Raw genomic sequence first — 21,092 nt, forward strand, 5'->3', positions numbered from 1 at the left:
GGTCATGGTGAACGGGAGGACGAAACGGTGGCTGGCGAACAGCGGACGGCGGTGCCCGCCGAGGCACGGGAGCGGCATGGCCGACTCGCCGAGCAGATCGAGGAACACCGCTTCCGGTACTACGTGAAGGACCAGCCGGTCATCAGCGACGGCGAGTTCGACACGCTGCTGCGGTCGCTGGAGGCGCTGGAGGAGGAGCATCCGGAGCTGCGTACGCCCGACTCGCCGACCCAGAAGGTCGCGGGGGCGTACGAGACGGACTTCACCGCGGTCCAGCACCGCGAGCGGATGCTCTCCCTGGACAACGCGTTCGACGACGAGGAGCTGGCGGCCTGGTCCGACCGGGTCGCCAAGGATGTGGGCACGCCCGATTTTCACTATCTGTGCGAGCTGAAGGTCGACGGGCTCGCGGTCAATCTCACCTATGAGCACGGCAGACTGACCCGCGCCGCCACCCGCGGCGACGGCCGTACGGGCGAGGACATCACACCCAACGTCCGTACGATCGCCGAGATTCCGCACCGGCTGGCGGGCGAGCACGTCCCGGCTCTGGTGGAGATCCGCGGCGAGGTCTACTTCCCGATGGAGGCGTTCCAGGAGCTGAACGCGCGTCTGGTGGCCGCCGGTGACAAGCCGTTCGCCAACCCGCGCAACGCGGCGGCGGGTTCACTGCGCCAGAAGGATCCCAAGATCACCGCCACGCGCCCGCTGCACATGGTGGTGCATGGCATCGGGGCCCGTGAGGGCTTCGACATCGACTGCCTCTCGCACGCGTACGAACTGCTGCGCGGGTGGGGGCTGCCGACCGCCCGGCACAACAAGGTGGTCGGATCGATCGAGGAGGTACGGGAGTTCATCGCGTACTTCGGCGAACACCGCCACTCCGTGGAGCACGAGATCGACGGTGTGGTCGTCAAGCTCGACGAGATCCCGCTCCAGGGCCGGCTGGGCTCCACCTCGCGCGCGCCGCGCTGGGCGATCGCCTGGAAGTACGCGCCCGAGGAGGTCAACACCAAGCTGGTGAACATCCGGGTGGGTGTCGGCCGCACCGGGCGCGTCACGCCGTACGCGCAGGTCGAGCCGGTCACGGTCGCCGGTTCCGAGGTCGAGTTCGCCACACTGCACAACCAGGACGTGGTGAAGGCCAAGGGCGTCTGGATCGGTGACACGGTCGTGATCCGCAAGGCTGGCGATGTCATCCCGGAGATCCTCGGCCCGGTCATCGATCTGCGGCCCGAGGACGCGTACGAGTTCGAGATGCCGGCGGTGTGTCCCGAGTGCGGTACGGAGCTGCGGGCCATGAAGGAGGGCGATATCGACCTCCGCTGTCCCAACGCCCGCACCTGCCCGGCCCAGTTGCGCGAGCGGCTGTTCTATCTCGCCGGCCGTAAGTGCCTGGACATCGAGAACTTCGGCTATGTGGCCGCCGCCGCCCTGACCAGACCGCTGGAGCCGGACACACCGCCGTTGGTGGACGAGGGCGATCTCTTCGATCTGACGGTCGAGCGGTTGCTGCCCATCAAGGCGTATGTACTCGACCAGGACAGCGGGCTGCCCAAGCGCGACCCGAAGACCGGCGAGGAGAAGGTCGCCACGGTCTTCGCCAATCAGGAGGGCGAGCCGAAGAAGAACGCCCTGGCGATGCTGGGGAATATCGCGGCGGCCAGGGAACGCCCACTGGCGCGGATCATCGCCGGGCTCTCCATCCGCCATGTGGGGCCGGTCGCCGCCGAGGCGCTGGCCAGGGAGTTCCGCTCGATCGACCGGATCGAGCAGGCGACGGAGCAGGAGCTCGCGGACGTCGACGGGGTCGGGGCGATCATCGCCACCTCCGTCAAGGATTGGTTCGAGGTCGACTGGCACCGCGAGATTCTGCGCAAGTGGCGGGCCGCCGGGGTACGTATGGAGGAGGAGGGCACCGGCGAGGACGAGGCACCACGGCCGTTGGAGGGCCTGACGGTCGTCGTCACGGGCACGCTGGAGCAGTTCACGAGGGATGGCGCGAAAGAGGCGCTTCAAACCCGTGGCGCGAAGGTGACCGGGGCTGTCTCGAAGAAGACCGCCTTCGTGGTGGTCGGGGAGAACCCTGGTTCGAAGTACGACAAAGCGATGCAACTGAAGGTTCCGGTCCTGGACGAACAAGGGTTCACCATCCTGCTCGAAGAGGGTCCGGACGCGGCCAGGGAGGCCGCGATCAGGCCGGAAGAGGCATCGGTCACACCCGAGGAGTAGCGCGACAATCCCCCGGAAAGCGGAGTCCCACCCCGTCCAATTCGGGCCGCAAAGCTCACCCGTTCGGCGCATACCAGATGGATAAGGATGGGCAGGTCGCATTCGGGCAACAGCTGTAGAGCGCTGCCCGTCGGAGCGTTCAGCGGCCTACTGTTGAGAGGTGCGCCTGTCGTGAACGGCTGAGTGGTGTGATTCCGGCCGTGTGTGCATGACAACGTGACATCGCGTGGCATCGGCTTCGCCGGCTGTGAGAGGGACGGGAATGAAACCGACCGAGAGCGCCGCCCCGGTCCCACCCCCGCGCGGATTCGCGCGAATTGCGGGCCTTGCGGCCAGGACGCCCGCTCTTGTGGTGGGATTCGCCGTCGTCGTCCTGGCGACGGGACTGTTCCATACGGTGCGCGACGGCCACGCGCTCTTCCCCGGTGGCACGGAGGGATGGGCACTGGCCGTGCTGACCGGCATCATCGTGGGCCATCTGGTCGCCCTCGGCCGGGACCGCTGGTGGGGCGGCACGGGCTCCGGCGCCGCCCTCACCCTGGCCGTCCTGCTGCTCTACGGCTGGGTGGCGGCCGGACTGGTCTCACTGGCCGTCGTGGTGCTGGTCGGGGTGGCCCGCAGACACCGCTGGCGGCTCGGCGTCCTGCACGGCGCGGCGGACATGCTGGGAATCGGCGCCGCCGCGCTCGTGCTCGCGTTGTTCGGTGTGGTTCCCACCGTCGAGCGCCCCTGGCAGCCGCTCGACTGGGATTTCGCCAGCGTTGTGGAAATCGTGCTGGCCGCCGCGGCCCATCTCGTGGTCACGCGGGTGCTGCTCTGGTACGCGCTCTCCCCGCAGAGCGGCGGGCTGCCGACCGTCGCCCGAACGGCCCTGTACCGGCAGGGTCTCGTCGCGGTCGCCCTGCTCGGTATCGCGCCGCTGATCTGTGTGGTCGCGGTCTCCCTGCCGGTGCTGCTGCCGCTCTTCGCGATTCCGCTGATCGCCCTCGACTCCACACTCTGGATCGCCCGGGCACGGGCCGAGGAGCAGCTGCGCGACCCGCTCACCAAACTGCCCAACCGGCAGTGGCTGCTGGAGCGCACCTGGGCGGCGCTGGAGGAGGCGGAGGGACTGGGCGCCAGGGCCGGACTGGTCCTGATCGACCTCGACCGCTTCCGCTCGGTCAATGACACGCTCGGTCACCTCGCGGGAGACCGGTTGCTGTTGCAGATAGCCGACCGGCTCCGGCTGGCCCTGCCACGCGGCGCCGAGGCCGCGCGGCTCGGCGGCGACGAGTTCGCGGTGCTGCTGCCCACCTGCGACTCCACGACCAGCGCCCAGCGGGTCGCCCGCCATCTGGTGGCCGCGCTGTCCTCGCCGCTGGACCTCGACGGGCTGACGCTCGTCCTGGAGGCGAGCGCCGGAGTCGCCGTCTATCCCGAGCACGCGGTGGACGCCGAAGGGCTGCTGCGGCGCGCGGACGTCGCGATGTACCAGGCGAAGCGGGACCGTACGGGCGTCGAGGTCTACGAGTCCAAGCGGGACTCCAACACCCCGGACCGCCTGGGCCTGCTGGGCGATCTGCGCCGCGCGCTGGACGCCGGCGAGGTGGAGCTGCACTACCAGCCCAAGGTCAGGTTCGACGGCCAGGTCGCCGGGCTGGAGGCGCTGGTGCGCTGGGTGCACCCGGAGCGCGGCCGGGTCCCTCCCGACGACTTCATCGCGATCGCCGAGTCCTCCGGTCTGATGCCTCATCTCACCGAATACGTACTGGAGATGGCGCTCGCCCAGGTCGCCCGCTGGCGGTCCCAGGGCCTGATGGTGCCGGTGGCGGTCAATGTCTCCCCGCGAGATGTGCACACCCCCGGGTTCGCGGGCGCGGTGGCGGCCCGGCTGGCCCGGCACGGCGTACCGGCCGGCTCCCTTCAGCTGGAGATAACGGAACACGTCCTGCTGGAGGACCCCCAGCGGGCGGCCGACACCCTCGCGGGGCTGACCGGGCACGGCGTGAAGATGTCCCTCGACGACTTCGGCACGGGGTACTCCTCCCTGGTGCATCTGCGGCGGCTGCCCGTCAGCGAGCTGAAGATCGACCGCTCCTTCGTGGCCAAGCTCGCCGTCGACACCGAGGACGCGGAGATCGTCCGCTGCACGGTCGATCTGGCGCACTCACTGGGCCTGCTGGTCGTCGCGGAGGGCGTCGAGGACGACGAGACATGGGAGCGGCTGCGAGATCTGGGCTGTGACGCGGTACAGGGCTGGCTGGTGGCCGCCGCGATGCCGCCGCACGAGGCGACGGCCTGGCTGCTGGCCAGGGGCGAGCGGGGCTGGCAGCGCCCGGCGGAGCTGGAGGCGGCGCGCGCCCGCAGGCTGGCCGTCGAGCGCGCCAGGGAGCAGTCGGGCCAGGTGGTCCAGTGACGGCCGCCCGGGCGGCGGCCCGCTGACGAGAGCGGGCCGCGGTGAGGACGGGCGGGGGCCTTTGGGACGGGGTTCCCGGGGCCCCTGGGACGGGGCGAGGGCAAACCGTTTCGTGGCCAGGGCGCCCGGCCCCATAGGATTGGGCGAAAACCAATCACACTCACCCCTGAGGATCGCTGCATGCCTGGCATTACGCGCGAGGAGGTCGCCCACCTCGCCCGGCTGGCGCGTCTGGAGCTGAAGGCCGAAGAGCTCGATCACTTCGCCGGACAGCTCGACGACATCATCGGCGCGGTCGCCCGCGTATCCGAGGTAGCCGACCAAGACGTACCGCCGACCTCCCACCCGCTGCCGCTGACCAATGTCATGCGCGCGGACGAGGTCCGTCCTTCGCTCACCCCCGAGCAGGCGCTCTCCGGCGCCCCTGCCCAGGAGCAGCAGCGTTTCAAGGTGCCGCAGATCCTGGGGGAGGACTAACAGCCATGACGGTCAACAGCAAGATCGAGAACTGCGTCAAGCTCACCGCCGCCGAGATCGCCGCGAAGATCGCCTCCGGCGAACTCACGGCCGTCGAGGTCACCGAGGCCCATCTCGCCAGGATCGAGGCCGTCGACGAGAAGGTCCACGCCTTCCTCCATGTCGACCGCGAGGGCGCGCTGGCCCAGGCCCGCGCCGTGGACGCGAAGCGGGCGGCGGGCGAGAAGCTCGGGCCGCTGGCCGGTGTCCCGCTCGCGCTCAAGGACATCTTCACCACCGAGGGCGTGCCGACCACGGTCGGTTCCAAGATCCTCGAAGGCTGGCTCCCGCCCTACGACGCGACGCTCACGAAGAAGCTCAAGGCGGCCGACGTCATCATCCTGGGCAAGACCAACATGGACGAGTTCGCCATGGGGTCCTCCACGGAGAACAGCGCGTACGGCACCACCGGCAACCCCTGGGACCTGACCCGGGTGCCCGGCGGCTCCGGCGGCGGCTCGTCCGCCTCGCTCGCCTCGTACCAGGCGCCGCTGGCCATCGGCACGGACACCGGCGGCTCCATCCGCCAGCCCGCCGCGCTGACCGGCACGGTCGGCGTGAAGCCGACGTACGGCGGGGTCTCCCGCTACGGCATGGTCGCCTTCTCGTCCTCCCTCGACCAGGGCGGCCCCTGCGCCCGTACGGTCCTGGACGCCGCCCTGCTGCACGAGGTGATCGCCGGCCACGACCCGCTCGACTCGACCTCCATCGACGCCCCGGTCCCGCCGGTCGTCGAGGCGGCCCGCAACGGCTCGGTCGACGGGATGCGCGTCGGGGTCGTCAAGCAGTTCCGCGGCGAGGGCTACCAGGCCGGTGTCGTCCAGCGCTTCGACGAGTCCGTCGAACTGCTCAAGGGGCTCGGCGCCGAGATCGTCGAGCTGGACTGCCCGTCCTTCGACCTCGGCCTCGCCGCGTACTACCTGATCGCGCCGTCCGAGTGCTCCTCGAACCTCGCACGCTTCGACGCCATGCGCTACGGCCTGCGGGTCGGCGACGACGGCACGCGGTCCGCCGAGGACGTCACGGCCCTGACCCGAGAGGCCGGCTTCGGCGACGAGGTCAAGCGCCGCATCATGCTCGGTACGTACGCGCTCAGCTCCGGCTACTACGACGCGTACTACGGTTCGGCGCAGAAGGTCCGCACACTCATCACCCGGGACTTCGAGAAGGCGTTCGAGCAGGTCGACGTGATCGTCTCGCCGACGACCCCGACCACCGCCTTCCCGATCGGCGAGCGCGCCGATGACCCGATGGCGATGTATCTCGCGGATCTGTGCACCATCCCGACCAACCTGGCCGGCAACGCCGCCATGTCGCTGCCCTGCGGTCTCGCGCCGGAGGACGGCCTCCCGGTCGGACTGCAGATCATCGCCCCCGCCATGAAGGACGACCGGCTCTACAAGGTCGGTGCGGCCGTCGAGGCGGCCTTCGTGGAAAAGTGGGGCCACCCGCTGCTTGAGGAGGCTCCGTCACTATGACCAGTGCAATGAGCAAGGCCAAGGGCTTCAAGAAGTCCAAGACCGGCACGTATCTGTCGATCGGGACCACCGCGTTCGGCGCGATCAGCGTCGTCAAGCAGGCCAGGACGGCCCGCAAGGACAACGACACGCTCCGGCTGGTCGACGCGGTCGTCTCCGCCGCCGCCATCGTCACGGGCGTCGCTCTGCTCCTGCGCGAGCTGAAGCGCCTGGGCGACGACGACGTTCTGCTGGGCTGAGAGGGAAAGTTTCACCGTGACTGTCACTGAACTCGTGTCGTACGAGGACGCCCTCGCGACGTACGACCCCGTCATGGGCCTGGAGGTCCATGTCGAGCTCGGCACCAGGACCAAGATGTTCTGCGGCTGCTCGACCGAGCTGGGCGCCGAGCCCAACTCGCAGACCTGCCCGACCTGTCTGGGCATGCCGGGCTCGCTCCCGGTCGTCAACGCGATCGGCGTCGAGTCGGCCGTCAAGATCGGTCTCGCGCTCAACTGCGAGATCGCCGAGTGGTGCCGCTTCGCCCGGAAGAACTACTTCTATCCGGACATGCCGAAGAACTTCCAGACCTCCCAGTACGACGAGCCGATCGCCTTCAACGGCTATCTGGACGTCCAGCTGGAGGACGGCGAGATCTTCCGCGTACAGATCGAGCGCGCCCACATGGAGGAGGACACCGGCAAGTCGCTGCACGTCGGCGGCGCCACCGGCCGGATCCACGGCGCGTCCCACTCCCTGCTCGACTACAACCGCGCGGGCATCCCGCTCATCGAGATCGTCACCAAGCCCATCGAGGGAGCGGGCGAGCGAGCCCCCGAGGTCGCCAAGGCGTATGTCGCCGAGCTGCGCGAGCTGATCAAGGCGCTCGGCGTCTCCGAGGCCCGGATGGAGATGGGCCAGATGCGGTGCGATGTGAACCTCTCGCTGCGCCCGCACGGGCGGGAGAAGTTCGGTACGCGCTCCGAGACGAAGAACGTCAACTCGCTGCGCAGCGTGGAGCGCGCGGCCCGTTACGAGATCCAGCGCCACGCCGCGGTGCTGAACTCCGGCGGCACGATCATCCAGGAGACCCGCCACTTCCACGAGGAGGACGGCTCCACCACCTCGGGACGGGTGAAGGAGGAGGCCGAGGACTACCGGTACTTCCCGGAGCCCGACCTCGTGCCCATCGCCCCGCCCCGTGACTGGGTGGAGCGGCTCAGGCAGGGGCTGCCCGAGCTGCCGCGGGTGCGGCGCAACCGGCTCCGCGAGGAGTGGGGCGTCTCCGAGCACGACATGCAGTCGATCCTCAACGCGGGCGCGATCGAGCCGATCGTCGCCACGATCGGCGCGGGCGCCCCGGCCGACCAGGCCCGCAAGTGGTGGATGGGCGAGCTGGCCAGGCACGCCAACGAGTCGGGCCGCGCGCTGGACGAACTGCCCATCACCCCGGCGCAGGTCGCGCGGGTCGCGGAGCTCGTCACATCAGGCGATCTCAACGACAAGCTGGCCCGTCAGGTGCTGGAGGGCGTACTCGCCGGCGAGGGCGACCCCGACACCGTCGTGGAGAAGCGCGGACTCAAGGTCGTCTCCGACGAGGGCGCGCTCGGCGCGGCCGTGGACGAGGCCATCGCGGGCAACGCGGCCATCGCCGACAAGATCCGCGCGGGCAAGGTCGCCGCGGCGGGCGCGCTGGTCGGCGCGGTCATGAAGGCCACGCGCGGCCAGGCGGACGCGGCGCGGGTGCGCGAACTGATCCTTGAGCGGCTCGCTCCGGCGGAATGATCCGGCGCGGCGCGCGGCAGCCGGGTGTCGAGGGCTGACGCCGGTTCGTCCGTACGCCACTGGGGGCGGCGCACCTGACGGGTGCGCCGCCCCCGTTCGTTCGTCACCGCATCGTTCGTCGCCGCACGTTCGACACCTCACCGCACGTTCGTCGCCGCATCGTTCTCACCGCAACGTTCACCGAAGCAGAGGCCGGCCCTTCCCCGTGAATGCCCGTGAACCGTGAACTCCGTCGTCGCTGAGATCGTCTCCGTCGCACTGCTACTCGGCGTGCTGGCGTTCGCCGTCGTACGGCCGCGCGGTCTGCCCGAGGCGGTCGCGGCCGTGCCCGCCGCGCTGCTGGTCATCGTGGTCGGCGCGGTCTCGCCCGAGGACGCCAGGGCACAGACGTCCACGCTGCTGCCCGTCGTCGTCTTCCTCGCGGCGGTGCTGGTGCTGGCTCAGCTCTGCGCCGAGGAAGGGCTGTTCACGGCGGCGGGCGAGCTGGTGGCCCGGTTCTGCGGCGGCCGGCCCCGGCGGCTGCTCGGCGGAGTGTTCGCCGTCGCCGCCGTCATCACCGCCGTACTGAGCCTGGACGCCACGGTGGTGCTGCTCACCCCGGTCGTCTTCGCGACCGCCGCCCGGGTCGGTGCCCGGCCCCGGCCGCATGTCTACGCCTGTACGCATCTCGCGAACTCCGCGTCCCTGCTGCTGCCGGTCTCCAACCTCACCAATCTGCTGGCGTTCACGGCGAGCGGGCTCTCCTTCACCCGGTTCGCCGCGCTGATGGCGCTGCCGTGGCTGGCCGCGATCGCCGTCGAGTACGCCGTCTTCCGCCGCTTCTTCGCCGCCGATCTGGCCGCCGGGGCGCACCCCACGAGCACGGACGAGCGCCGCGAGGTGCCGGTGTTCACGCTGGTGGTGCTGGGGCTGACCCTGGCCGGGTTCGTGGTCACCTCGTTCGCCGGGATCGAACCGCTGTGGGCGGCCGTCGCCGGCGCGGCCGTACTCGCGGTCCGCGCCCTCCGGCAGAAGCGGATCACCCTCGGGGGGCTGGTCCGGGCCGCCTCCCCGCTGTTCTGTCTCTTCGTCCTCGCGCTCGGCGTGGTGGTCAAGGCGGTCGTCGACAACGGCCTGGACGCCGGGATCAGCCGGCTGCTGCCGGACGGCTCGTCGCTCCCCTCGCTGCTGGCGATCGCGGCGATCGCCGCCGTACTGTCCAATCTGATCAACAACCTGCCGGCGATCCTGGCGCTGCTGCCGGTCGTCGCGCCCGCGGGCCCCGGACCGGTGCTCGCCGCGCTGATCGGCGTCAACCTCGGACCGAATCTCACGTATGTCGGTTCGCTCGCCACCCTGCTGTGGCGGCGCATCCTGCATGAGCACGACACCGAGCCCGCGCTGGGCGCTTTCACCCGGCTGGGTCTGCTGACCGTGCCCGCGACGCTCGTCGTCTCGACCGTGGCGCTGTGGGGCACGCTGCTCCTGATCGGAGGCTGACCGCTGTGACCGTACCGCCGCCCGCTCCACCGAGGACCGTTCTCGTCTGGATCACCGAGTCCACCTGGCCCGCCTGTGTCGACGCGGCGCGCGAACGCGCCCCGCACGACGACGTGGTGCTGCTCCATGTCAGTGACGACGAGATCGCCGCCGCCGCGCACCAGGCCTTCACGGGGCTGCTCGGCCGCGGCCACCGCCCCGACCGCGACCCCGGCGCCCGGCTCGAAGCCCTCTCGGGCACGGCCGCGGCCGATCTGCTGGAGGCCGCCGCGCACCGGCTCGGCCGGCCCTGCGAACTGCTCGACCACCATGGACGCGTGGAGCACGAGGTCGTACGCGCGGCGGCCGGCGCGGCGCTGCTGATCTGCGCGCGTGACGGGGAGCGCGACCGCCCGGGGCCGCACAGCCTGGGCCGGACGACCCGGTTCGTGGTCGACCACGCGGAGTGCCCGGTGCTGCTGGTGTGGCCGTACGGGGAGTAGGGGGAGCAGCGGGACGCGGGGCCGGGGCCGGCGGTGACGCCGCCGCAGGAGGGCATGGCTCTTTTTGGACGTTCACTCCTCGGCCGTTGCCGGGTCTTCTCGCGGACACCGGGCTTCACTACCGTCGCGGCCATGTCTCCGGAGATATCGCGCAGAAGAATGCTCGCCCTCGGCACCGGCGCCCTGGGTACGGCGGCGGTCGGATCGGTGCTGCCGCCGTCCTTGCAGGCCGCGCTGGCCGCCGAGCCGGCCTCGGGCGGGATGCGGGCGATCAAGCATGTGGTGATCCTCATGCAGGAGAACCGCTCCTTCGACCACTACTTCGGCACGCTGCGCGGCGTGCGGGGCTTCGGGGACCGTAACGCCGTCGAGCTGCCGTCGGGGAAGCCCGTCTTCGAGCAGCCGGGGCCGCTGGGGACCGTTCTGCCCTTCCCCATCCGGGACGCGGCCGAGACGCAGAAGAAGGACCTCCAGTACATCGGGGACCTGGACCACTCCTGGAACGGCGGCGCCGCGGCCTGGAACAACGGGTGGATGGACCGGTGGGTCTCCGCCAAGACCGCCGCCACCATGGCGTACTACGACCGCCAGGACCTCCCGCTGCACTACGAGCTGGCGGACACGTTCACCATCTGCGACGCGTACCACTCCTCCGTCCATACGTCGACGAGCCCCAACCGCAACCACCTGTGGAGCGGCTGGACCGGCTTCGAGGCCGACGGGCGGCGGGCCGTGGGCAATGACGCGTACGACGAGGCCAACCACCCGGGCTACCCGTGGCCGACCTACGCCGAGCGGCTGGAGAAGGCCGGGCGGAGCTGGCAGACGTACACGGAGTGGGAGAACTTCACCGACAACAACATCGAGTTCTTCACCACCTTCAAGGACATCGCACGCAAGGCGCTCACCAAGGCGCGTGCGCTGCCGGGCCAGGCGGGTGCGGCCGGCTTCACGTACATGGAGGCCTTCTACGCAGCCGTGCGCGACACCGAGGACACCGCCGAGCGCGAGCGGCTGCTCGCCGCGCTCGACGAGGGCGTGGCCGCGCTGACCCGGCGCGAGCGCTCGCTCTTCGAGCGCGGGCTGCGGCGGGTCGAGAGCGGCACCCTGGCCGAGCGGTTCCGGGCCGATGTGGCCGCCGGGACGCTGCCCGAGGTGTCCTATCTGGTGCCGTCGGCGATCGACTCCGAGCACCCGGGATCGTCGTCGCCGATCGCCAGCGCCACGCTCGTCTACAAGGTGCTCGACGCGCTCGGCGCGCACCCCGACGTCTGGCGGCACACCGTCGTACTGATCAACTACGACGAGAACGACGGCTTCTTCGACCATGTGCCGCCGCCCGTGCCGCCGGCCGAGGGCCCCTCCGGCTCCGCCGAGCGCTGGCAGGGCCGGCCGGTCGGGCTCGGTGTGCGGGTGCCCCTGCTGGTCGTCTCGCCCTGGACCGTCGGCGGCTATGTCTGCTCGCAGGTCTTCGACCACACGTCCGTGGTCCGCTTCCTGGAGAAGTGGACCGGTGTGGACGAGCCCAACATCACCGCGTGGCGGCGCACTGTCACCGGCGATCTGACCTCCGCCTTCGACTTCCAGCGCGGCCGGGGGCTGCCCGAGGTCGAACAGCCGGGCGAGATCCCGCCGTTCACCGGCCGCTGGCGGCCCGTACCGCCCGCCGAGCAGCGGATGCCCGTACAGGAGAAGGGCGTACGCCCGGCCAGGCCGCTGCCGTACCAGACCGACGCGTCCGGCCGGATCGAGGGGACGGACGAGAGGCGGGTGTTGAAGGTCGCGCTCAGCAACACGGGCCGCGCGAGCGCGCACTTCGCGCTCTATCCGTACGCCGGCGAGTTCGCGATCCCGCAGCACCGCGATGTAAGGGGCACGGCGCAATGGGAGGTACCCCTTACCGGGCTGACCGGTGACGCGTACCGCTTCACGATCACCGGGCCGAACGGCTTCCGCCGTGAGTTCGCCGGACCGGTGGCCGGACACGGCGCGGAGGTCTCCTCGACCGTCGACCACCACGACCGCGATCTCCATCTCGATCTGCGCAACAGGGGCGACCGGCCGATCACGTTCACGCTGCGGCCCCTGGGCTATGTCGACGAGGCGGATCTGGACGGCTGGACCCGGCAGATCACGGTGAAGCCGGGCCGCGGCAGGACCGTCGTGCACTCGGCGGCGGACGCGCACGGCTGGTACGACATCGAGATCACCACCGACGGGGACACCGGCGCCGGTGCCGACGGGACCGGTTTCCGCCGGCGTCTGATGGGCCACATCGAGAACGGGCGGGTGAGCGTCTCCGGCTGAGCGGCCGGAAGTCCGGCCGGGTTCCCGCACGCCGCACGCTGTGAGTAAACCCACCAAACGGACAAACGATCACTATTCGCTGCGACAGTGGATCTCCCACGAGTGACTCAGGGAGCAATCCGTTGGCAGCCATAGCACGGTGGTGCATCAGGCACCGTCTCCTGGCGGTTCTCCTCTGGCTGCTCGCCCTCGGCGGTGTCTCGACCGCCGCGGGCGTGCTGGGCTCCTCGTACTCCAACGACTACGAGGCTCCCGGCACCGAGTCGGGCCGCGCCGCCCAGCTGCTCAACGACGGTTTCCGCGGGCTCGGCGGCGACGACAACACCATCGTCTGGCACGCGGACCGCGGCTCCGGCACCGGTCCCGGGTACGGCTCCGTCCGTACCCCCGATGTCCAGCAGCGCATGGGGGAGATGCTCGACAAGGTCGGGAAGCTGCCGGGCGTCTCGTCCGTCGCCGGCCCCTACGCGGCCGACGGCGCCGCTCAGATCAGCGCGGACGGACGGACCGCCTACGCGCGGATCACCTTCGCGCAGCCGACGGACGAGATACCCGTGTCGCGGGCCGAGGCGGTGGTCGACACCGCGAAGGCAGCGGCCGACGACGGACTGGACGTACAGCTCGGCGGCAGCGCCGTCGCCCTCACCGAGTCCACCACGGCGCACACCGCCGAGATCGTGGGCGTGGGTGTCGCCGCCGTCGTTCTCTTCCTCGCCTTCGGCTCGCTCGCCGCCAGTCTGCTGCCCCTGGCCACGGCGCTGGTCTCGGTCGGCACGGCGTACGCGGGCATCGCGCTGCTCGGCCATGTGATGACGGTCGCCGACTTCGCGCCGATGCTCGGGCTGCTGATCGGCCTCGGGGTCGGTATCGACTACGCCCTGTTCATCGTGACCCGGCACCGGACGGGCCTCAAACGCGGCCTGAGCGTCCACGAGGCGGCGGTTGACGCGGTCGCGACCACCGGCAGAGCCGTCGTCTTCGCCGGGGCCACCGTCTGTATCGCGCTGCTGGGCATGCTGATCCTGGGGCTGAGCTTCCTCAACGGTGTCGCGATCGCCGCCTCGCTCACGGTCGTCCTGACCGTCGCCGCGTCGGTGACCCTGCTGCCCGCCCTGCTCTCGTACATCGGTACGCGGGCGCTGAACCGGCGCGAACGCGCGCGGCTCGCCGCGCACGGGCCCGAGCCCGAGCCCGAGCGGCCCACGACCTTCGCCGCCCGCTGGTCCCTCTTCGTCGAACGCCATCCCAAACTGCTCGGCGCCGTGGCCGCCGCGGTGATGCTGGTCCTCGCCCTGCCCACCTTCTCGCTGCATCTGGGCACCTCCGACCAGGGCAACAACCCGGCCTCCTCCACCACCCGGCAGGCGTACGACCGGCTCGCGGAGGGGTTCGGCCCCGGCGTCAACGGTCCATTGACGCTGGTCGCGCACCTGGACGGCGCCGACGACCGGCTCGCCATGGACCAGCTGCCCAGCACGCTGCGTACGACGGAGGGTGTCGCCTCCGTCGGCCCGATCACCTTCAACGGCAGCGGCGACACGGCGGCACTCACCGTCGTACCGGACACGGCGCCCCAGGCGAAGGACACCAGCGAGCTGGTCGACCGGCTGCGTACGGATGTCCTTCCCGAGGCCGAGGCCGGTACCTCCCTGGACGTCCACGTCGGCGGACTCACCGCGAGCTACGACGACTTCGCGGAGATCGTCATCGGCAAACTGCCGCTCTTCGTCGGGGTCGTGATCACCCTCGGCTGTCTGCTCCTGCTGCTCGCCTTCCGGTCCGTGGGCATCCCGGTCAAGGCCGCGCTGATGAATGTGGCCGCCGTCGCCTCGTCCTTCGGGGTTGTCGTCGCGATCTTCCAGTGGGGGTGGGGGAGTGAGCTGCTGGGGCTCGGCAGCGCGGGCCCGATCGAGCCCTTCCTGCCCGTGATCATGGTCTCGGTGCTCTTCGGGCTCTCCATGGACTACCAGGTCTTCCTGGTCGGCCGGATGTACGAGGAGTGGCTGGAGACGGGGGACAACCGGCGGGCGGTCCGCGTCGGCCTCGCCGAGACCGGGCGGGTGATCAACTCCGCGGCGGTCATCATGATCTCTGTCTTCCTCGCGTTCGTGCTGAGCGGCGAGCGGGTCATCGCCATGTTCGGGATCGCGCTGGCGGCGGCGGTCGCGCTGGACGCCTTCGTCCTCCGTACGCTGCTGGTCCCGGCCCTGATGCATATGCTCGGCGGCGCCAACTGGTGGCTGCCGCGCCGACTCGACCGCTGGCTGCCGCGGATCAGTATCGAGGCGCCCGAACGGCGCGAACGTGCGAAGATCCCCGAGCCGCGCGAGACCGAGGACAGCGTGCTCGTGCGGTGAACACCCGTACGGCTGTTCATTCGCAGGCAGCACCTGTTCACTCGCACGCTGAAGGAGCACGATGTTCGCGATACCACTGGGTGACGGCGCGGAACTGCGCCCGCTGGAACCATGGCGGGCCGAGGAGTTCCTCGCCCATATGGACCGTGCCAGGGATCTGGTCGATGAACACATCAAGCTGGCCGCCGCCGTCACCGATCCCGTGTCGGCCCGCGCGCTGCTCACCTCGTACGCGGAGAAGCAGGCGGCCGACAGCGGTCGGATCTACGGGATCTGGCTCGACTCCACCCTCGTCGGGGACTTCACTCTCGTCGGAGGCGTGCTCTTCCGCCTCTTCGACACGGCGACCGGCACCTGCGAGGTCGGCTGCTGGCTGGAGCCCGCCGCGACGGGGCGCGGTCTGGTCACGCGCGCGGCGCGGATGCTGATCGACTGGGCGGTGGAGGAGCGTGGGATGCACCGCGTGGAGTGGCGGGTGTCGTCCGCCAACACCGCGAGCGTCAACGTCGCGCGGCGGCTCGGTATGACACGGGACGGGGTGCTGCGGGAGAACTATCCGCACCGCGGTGTACGGCAGCACACCGAGATCTGGTCGGTTCTGGCGTCCGAGTGGCGCGAGCGCGCGGGCACCGCCGGCTGACCTCGCGGACCCTCGGCACCACCTCGAAACGCTCTTTTCACCACGAGTTTCGGCGTTCTCAGGAAGTTCTCAGACAGGGCCCCTAGCGTGCGCCGTATGAACCCGACCCCCGAGACCGAGACCGCCGCTCAGACCACCGACCCGGAGACGGCCGAGACCGCCGCCTCCGGCGCCGAGGCGGCGGCGGAGACCAAGACCGGCCCCAAGGCCGACCTCACGAAGGGGTCCGCCGCCGAGCACACCGACAAGGACGCCACCTCGGCCGAAGACCGTGACGACGACGCGGCGGACGCCGAGGACGCGGAGGACGCCGACCTGGACGCCGAGGAGGCCGCCGCGGCGAGCCGCCCGTCCGGGCTCGGCTCCGCCGCCGCCTCCATCGTCGCCGTCTGCCTCGGGATCGTCGCCCTCACCGGCACCTGGACCAGCCGAGTCCTCGCCGAGCGCCAGGGCCTCGTCGGACAGCTCAAGAGCGGCCAGACCAGCACCACGGAGCAGCAGATCTCCGCGATCTACGCCGACGGCTGGCACGTCACCGCCGCGATCAACGGCGGCGTGGCCCTGGTGGCGCTGCTCGCCGGAGTGATCGTGCTCGCCCTGCCGCAGCGCACCGGCTGGGTGCGGCCCGTCGCGCTGGCCGGAGCGATCCTCGGCTTCCTGGGGCTGCTGGTCTCCTTCGGCATGTACTTCGACCTCTTCGCGGCCCTGCCCACTGCGCCCGCCGCCCCCGCCCCCACCCCCTGAGCCCGAGAGGCCCTGAGGCCCACGCGGCGGCACAGCGGGGGCCTTAGGCCGTACGGCGGTCCGCGCCCCTGTTTCTAAGGCACCGGGGCCCGCCAAGATGCGGCACTCTCCCGATGTGGCCGTACCCCCTGGGAGACGAAGGTAGAGGCATCACCAGACGCCAGACACCTTCACCAGGGGGACCCGATGTTCGAGTACGAACTTCACAAGATCAACTCGGCCGAGCTGATCCGCAGGGCCGACCAGCGGCGGCTCGTACGCGAGATCCGCACCGCCCGCCGGCAGGCGCGACGAGCGGCCAAGGAAGCCCGGGAGGGCCGGGTGAACACGCCGCACCACCGGTTCGCGCGCGGCCTGACATGACGGCGCTCCACCCGATAACCAGTGCCGCGCTGTCAGACCCCTGTGCGATGCTCGGGCCCGTGCAGACCAGGTCAGTCAGCCCCGTGTTCGTCGGCAGATCCGGCGAACTCACCGCCCTCACCCAAGCGCTCGCCCGCGCCACCGCGGGCGAGCCGCAGGCGTTGCTCATCGGGGGCGAGGCCGGCGTCGGCAAGACACGGCTCATCGAGGAGCTGCACACGGCGGCCTGCGCGGAGAAGGCCGTCGTGGCGGTCGGCGGATGCGTCGAAATAGGCGCGGACGGGCTGCCGTTCGCGCCCTTCTCCACCGCGCTGCGCTCCCTGCGCCGTCAGCTGCCCGACGAGCTGGCGGCGGCGGCCGAGGGCCAGGAGGACGAGCTGGCCCGGATCCTGCCCGAGCTGGGGCAGTCGGACCGTGGCGCGCTCGGGGAGGACGGCACCGCCCGGCTCTTCGAGCTCACCGCGCGCCTGCTGGAGAGGCTGGCGGCCGACCGTACGGTCGTGCTCGTCCTGGAGGATCTTCACTGGGCGGACGCCTCCACGCGCCATCTCCTCGCCTATCTCTTCCGTGCCCTGCGCCGCGGCCGGCTCGTCGTGCTCGCCACGTACCGGGCCGACGACATACACCGCCGGCACCCGCTGCGCCCGCTCCTGGCCGAGCTGGACCGGCTGCGCTCCGTCCGCCGTATCGAGCTCTCCCGTTTCACCCGCGCCGAGGTACGGCGCCAGCTCACGGGCATCCTCGCGGCCGAACCGGACCCGGCCCTGCTGGAGCAGATCTTCGAACGCTCCGACGGCAACGCGTTCTTCGTGGAGGAGCTGGCCTGTTCCCTCGGGACGGGCTGCGGCACCGGTCTGAGCGACTCCCTGCGCGATCTGCTGCTCGTCAGGGTCGAGGCGCTGCCCGAGGACGCCCAGCGGGTCGCCAGGATCGTCGCCGAGGGCGGCACGACCGTCGAATACCGGCTGCTCGCCGCCGTAGGACGGCTCGCCGAGGACGAGCTGATCGAGGCGCTGCGGGCCGCCGTAGGCGCCAATATCCTGCTGCCCACGGCCGACGGGGACGGCTACCGCTTCCGGCACTCCCTGGTGCGTGAGGCGGTCAGCGACGATCTGCTGCCGGGCGAGCGCTCCCGGATCAACCGCCGCTACGCCGAGGTGCTGGAGGCCGACCCCTCGCTCGTACGGGCCGATGAGCGCACCACCCGCCTCGCCAGCCACTGGTACCACGCGCATGACGCGGCCAAGGCACTCCCCGCGGTGCTGAGCGCGGCCGTGGAGGCGCGCCGGCGCTACGCGTACTCCGAGCAACTGAGGCTGCTCGAACGGGCCATGGAGCTGTGGGACGACGCCCCCGGGGAAGTGCGCGGCACCCTGCGGCCACCGGACGACGTCGAGGTCTATCCGCCCTGCGGCGGCGATCCGAAATCCCCGCCACTGCGCTATCTGGATCTGATGGCGGAGGCGACGGTCGCCGCCCGCTTCGGCGGTGAGCGCGAACGCGCCCTGGCCATCTCCAAGAAGGCCCTGCGGTTCCTGGAGGGCGAGGACGGCGGGAAGGATCCGCTGCGCGCCGCCTGGTTCTGGATCCAGCGCTCCCGTCTGACGCAGGACCTCACGCGCGGCGACGGCTGGCGGGAACTGGCCACCGCCCAGGAGCTGGTGCGCGGGATGCGACCGTCCGCCGTGCACGCGGAGGTCCTCGCCACGGTCGCGAGCTGGGGCGCCCTGCACCAGCCGGGCCCCGACAGTCTGGCCGCGGCCGACCGGGCCGTGGAGTACGCCAGGCTGGTCGGCGCGGAACTCACCGAGTTGCACGCCCGCCTCACCCGCGGCTGGCTCACCGCCGACGCGGGCGGGGTCGAAGAGGGCATCACCGAGATGTACGAGGCCCGTGACCGCGCCGCCGAGCTGGGCGCCGTCGGGATCCTGGGCCGGGCCAGTGTCAATCTGCCGTCCACACTGGAGAGCATGGGCCGCTCCGGGGAAGCGGTGGCCGCCGCAGAGGAGGGCGTCGCCTTCAGTCATCGGCGCGGTCTCGCCGACACGGAGGCCTGGGTGCGGCACAACCTCGCCCACTCCCTCTTCTCCCTCGGACGCTGGACCGAGGCGGACGCCGTCCTCGACGACACGGTGGAGCTGGCCCAGTCCCACAAGGCACGCGGTCTGGTCGCCGGGCGCCGCGCGGAACTGGCCCTGGCCCGCGGTGACTTCGACGAGGCGCGCCGCCAGGTGGAGCTGACCAGGAGCTTCTTCGGCACCCATGACTTCCAGCCGCAGCACCTCATACCGCCGGCCCGGCTCGCGATGTGTATCGCCGCGCGGCGCGGCGCGCTGGCCGACGCCAGGGCCGAGTTCGAGCGGATCACCGAGCACGGCTTCCCGCCGGGCACCCGGCAGCACGCACTGCCACTGCTGTGCACGGCCGCCTCGATCGAGGCGGACGCCAGAGGGCTGCCGGACGCGGAGGCCGGACGCGCGGCGATACTCACGGCCATCCGCCTGCACGCCAAACGGATGCCCACGCTCGTGCCCGTCTGGCACGCGTACGGCCTCATGCTGGAAGCGGAGCTGGCGCGCGCGGAGGGCACCATGGCGCCGGAGCTGTGGGCGCGTGCCGTAGCCGCCTTCGAGGTGACGGAGCGGCCCTATGAACTGGCCCTCGTCCGGCAGCGCTGGGCCGCCGCTCTGCTGGACCACCACGCCGACCGCGCCGAAGCGGCCGAACCGCTCATCCTGGCCCACACGACGGCCCTGGGCCTCGGCGCGCGCCCGCTGACCGAGGAGATCGAATCGCTCGCGGGGCGGGCCCGGATCAGCCTCGCGCCGACGCCCGCCGATGTCCGCACGGCCGGGGGCACCGACCAGGATCCCGACCCGGTCCGCGCACTCGGGCTGACCCCACGGGAACAGGACGTCCTGCGGCTGGTCGCCGCCGGTCACAGCAACCGCGGGATCGCCGAGGAGCTGTACATCTCGCCCAAGACGGCGAGCGTCCATGTCTCCAACATCCTGGCCAAGTTGGGTGTGTCGGGCCGTACGGAAGCGGCGGCGCTCGCGCACCGCCTGCGCCTCTTCCCCGACTCCGCGGCGCCGGACAGGCCCTAAGCTAAGGGCAAGATCCAAACGAGAGGCCCTACGCGACCTCCAGCAGGAGGATCCTGTCGTCCCCCGGCTTCGGTGTGCCCCGGCCATCCGTATTGCTGGTCATCAGCCACACCTTGTCGCCGCCCACCGAAAGCACCGTGCGCAGGCGGCCGTACTCACCTTTCAGGAACGCCTGAGGGGCAGCCGCGGCTTTCCGGCCCGCCAGCGGAATCCGCCACAGCCGCTCGCCCCGCAGCGCCGCCATCCAGATCGAGCCCTCCGCGTACGCGATCCCGCTCGGCGACGACTCGTCCGTCTTCCATTGCACGACCGGGTCGACAAAGCCCGGCTTGTGGGCCTTTCCCTCCACGTCGGGCCAGCCGTAATTCTTGCCGGGCTCGATGAGATTCAGCTCGTCCCAGGTGTTCTGGCCGAACTCCGAGGCCCATAGCCGCCCCGCGGAATCCCAGGCGAGTCCCTGCACATTGCGGTGGCCCAGGGAATAGACGACCGAATTCGCCTCCGGATTGCCGTGCACGGGCTGCCCGTCGGGAGTCATCCGCAGAATCTTGCCGGCCAGCGACTTCTTGTCCTGCGCGAGGCCCGTCTCACCGGTCTCGCCGGTACCCGCGTACAGCATCTTGTCCGGGCCGAAGGCGATCCGCCCGCCATTGTGGATACTGCCCTTCGGAATGCCCCGCAGTACGGTGTCGGGCGCCCCCAACTGCTGCCCGGGGGGCCTCTTCTCGTTGTAGATCATCCGCGCGATGCGATTGTCCGACGTGGTGGTGAAATACGCGTACACCTGATGGTCCGAGGCGTACGAAGGAGAGAGCGCGATACCCAGCAACCCGCCCTCACCCGCCGGGGAGACCCCGGGCACGGAGCCGATCACGGTCTTCTGCCCGGTCTCCGCGTCCACCCGGGTGATCGTCCCCTCGTCGCGTGAGGACACCAGCGCGTCACCGTCCGGCAGAGCGGCCAGGCCCCAGGGCGACTTGAGCCCTTCCGTCAGGGTGGACACCACCTTCACCGAGCCCTTGGCGGGCGCGGCCGACGGGCTCGGCGCCGCGTCCCGCGACGTCGCGGCGGCCGGGGTCGTCATGGCGCTCCGGCCGGGCACGGGACCCGCGTCACCGCCGGAGCCGCATCCCGTCAACACGACCAGTGCGACAGCGGTCCCTACGGCCGTCACTGTTGAACGTTGCACGGTTCGATCCCTTCGAAGGCTGCGATTCCCCTGTGC

15 protein-coding genes are annotated in these 21,092 nt (G+C 70.9%); 14 read left to right on the forward strand and 1 reads right to left on the reverse strand.

Annotation, left to right across the window (positions count from 1 at the left end; all coding sequences use genetic code 11):
• Nucleotides 1–27: 27 nt before the first annotated feature.
• The 14 genes from ligA to AB0M67_RS17285 all read left to right on the forward strand — a co-directional run bounded on the left by ligA (nt 28) and on the right by AB0M67_RS17285 (nt 19,867).
• Nucleotides 28–2,232: an NAD-dependent DNA ligase LigA gene (ligA, locus tag AB0M67_RS17220; protein ID WP_365746208.1), complete on the forward strand. Its 2,205-nt coding sequence runs from the start codon at nt 28–30 to the stop codon at nt 2,230–2,232.
• Nucleotides 2,233–2,494: 262 nt separating this feature from the next.
• On the forward strand, nt 2,495–4,630 hold the full coding sequence (locus tag AB0M67_RS17225) for a bifunctional diguanylate cyclase/phosphodiesterase (protein ID WP_365746209.1): 2,136 nt from the start codon (nt 2,495–2,497) through the stop codon (nt 4,628–4,630).
• A gap of 180 nt (nt 4,631–4,810) precedes the next feature.
• A complete protein-coding gene (gene gatC, locus AB0M67_RS17230) occupies nt 4,811–5,107 on the forward strand; it encodes an Asp-tRNA(Asn)/Glu-tRNA(Gln) amidotransferase subunit GatC (RefSeq protein ID WP_010984178.1) in 297 nt (98 codons plus the stop codon).
• A 5-nt stretch (nt 5,108–5,112) separates the two neighbouring features.
• A complete protein-coding gene (gatA, locus tag AB0M67_RS17235; RefSeq protein ID WP_365746210.1) occupies nt 5,113–6,624 on the forward strand; it encodes an Asp-tRNA(Asn)/Glu-tRNA(Gln) amidotransferase subunit GatA in 1,512 nt (503 codons plus the stop codon).
• A complete protein-coding gene (locus tag AB0M67_RS17240) occupies nt 6,621–6,863 on the forward strand; it encodes a hypothetical protein (RefSeq protein WP_365746211.1) in 243 nt (80 codons plus the stop codon). Before gatA ends, AB0M67_RS17240 begins: the two co-directional genes overlap by 4 nt.
• A gap of 16 nt (nt 6,864–6,879) precedes the next feature.
• Nucleotides 6,880–8,388 carry an Asp-tRNA(Asn)/Glu-tRNA(Gln) amidotransferase subunit GatB gene (gene gatB, locus AB0M67_RS17245; RefSeq protein ID WP_365746212.1) on the forward strand — a complete coding sequence of 503 codons (1,509 nt, stop codon included), beginning with the start codon at nt 6,880–6,882 and terminating at the stop codon, nt 8,386–8,388.
• Nucleotides 8,389–8,610: 222 nt separating this feature from the next.
• A complete protein-coding gene (locus AB0M67_RS17250) occupies nt 8,611–9,867 on the forward strand; it encodes an SLC13 family permease (protein WP_365746213.1) in 1,257 nt (418 codons plus the stop codon).
• Between the two features lie 5 nt (nt 9,868–9,872).
• Complete coding sequence (locus AB0M67_RS17255) at nt 9,873–10,349, forward strand: universal stress protein (RefSeq protein ID WP_365746214.1); 477 nt, start codon at nt 9,873–9,875, stop codon at nt 10,347–10,349.
• 132 nt (nt 10,350–10,481) lie between these two features.
• Nucleotides 10,482–12,656 carry a phosphocholine-specific phospholipase C gene (locus AB0M67_RS17260; protein ID WP_365746215.1) on the forward strand — a complete coding sequence of 725 codons (2,175 nt, stop codon included), beginning with the start codon at nt 10,482–10,484 and terminating at the stop codon, nt 12,654–12,656.
• Nucleotides 12,657–12,778: 122 nt separating this feature from the next.
• Nucleotides 12,779–15,013: an MMPL family transporter gene (locus tag AB0M67_RS17265; protein ID WP_365746216.1), complete on the forward strand. Its 2,235-nt coding sequence runs from the start codon at nt 12,779–12,781 to the stop codon at nt 15,011–15,013.
• Between the two features lie 61 nt (nt 15,014–15,074).
• The gene (locus AB0M67_RS17270) at nt 15,075–15,653 is read left to right on the forward strand and encodes a GNAT family protein (protein WP_365746217.1); all 579 of its coding nucleotides are present in this window, start codon (nt 15,075–15,077) and stop codon (nt 15,651–15,653) included.
• A 96-nt stretch (nt 15,654–15,749) separates the two neighbouring features.
• A complete protein-coding gene (locus AB0M67_RS17275; protein ID WP_365746218.1) occupies nt 15,750–16,397 on the forward strand; it encodes a hypothetical protein in 648 nt (215 codons plus the stop codon).
• A 186-nt stretch (nt 16,398–16,583) separates the two neighbouring features.
• Nucleotides 16,584–16,760: a hypothetical protein gene (locus tag AB0M67_RS17280; protein WP_365746219.1), complete on the forward strand. Its 177-nt coding sequence runs from the start codon at nt 16,584–16,586 to the stop codon at nt 16,758–16,760.
• Between the two features lie 47 nt (nt 16,761–16,807).
• A complete protein-coding gene (locus tag AB0M67_RS17285) occupies nt 16,808–19,867 on the forward strand; it encodes an AAA family ATPase (protein ID WP_365746220.1) in 3,060 nt (1,019 codons plus the stop codon).
• A gap of 28 nt (nt 19,868–19,895) precedes the next feature.
• Here AB0M67_RS17285 and AB0M67_RS17290 read toward each other — a convergent pair whose 3' ends face one another.
• On the reverse strand, nt 19,896–21,056 hold the full coding sequence (locus AB0M67_RS17290) for a PQQ-dependent sugar dehydrogenase (RefSeq protein WP_365746221.1): 1,161 nt from the start codon (nt 21,054–21,056) through the stop codon (nt 19,896–19,898).
• Between the last annotated feature and the right edge of the window lie 36 nt (nt 21,057–21,092).

Source organism: Streptomyces sp. NPDC051662 (assembly GCF_040681655.1).
In the GTDB taxonomy this organism is placed as follows: Bacteria; Actinomycetota; Actinomycetes; order Streptomycetales; family Streptomycetaceae; genus Streptomyces.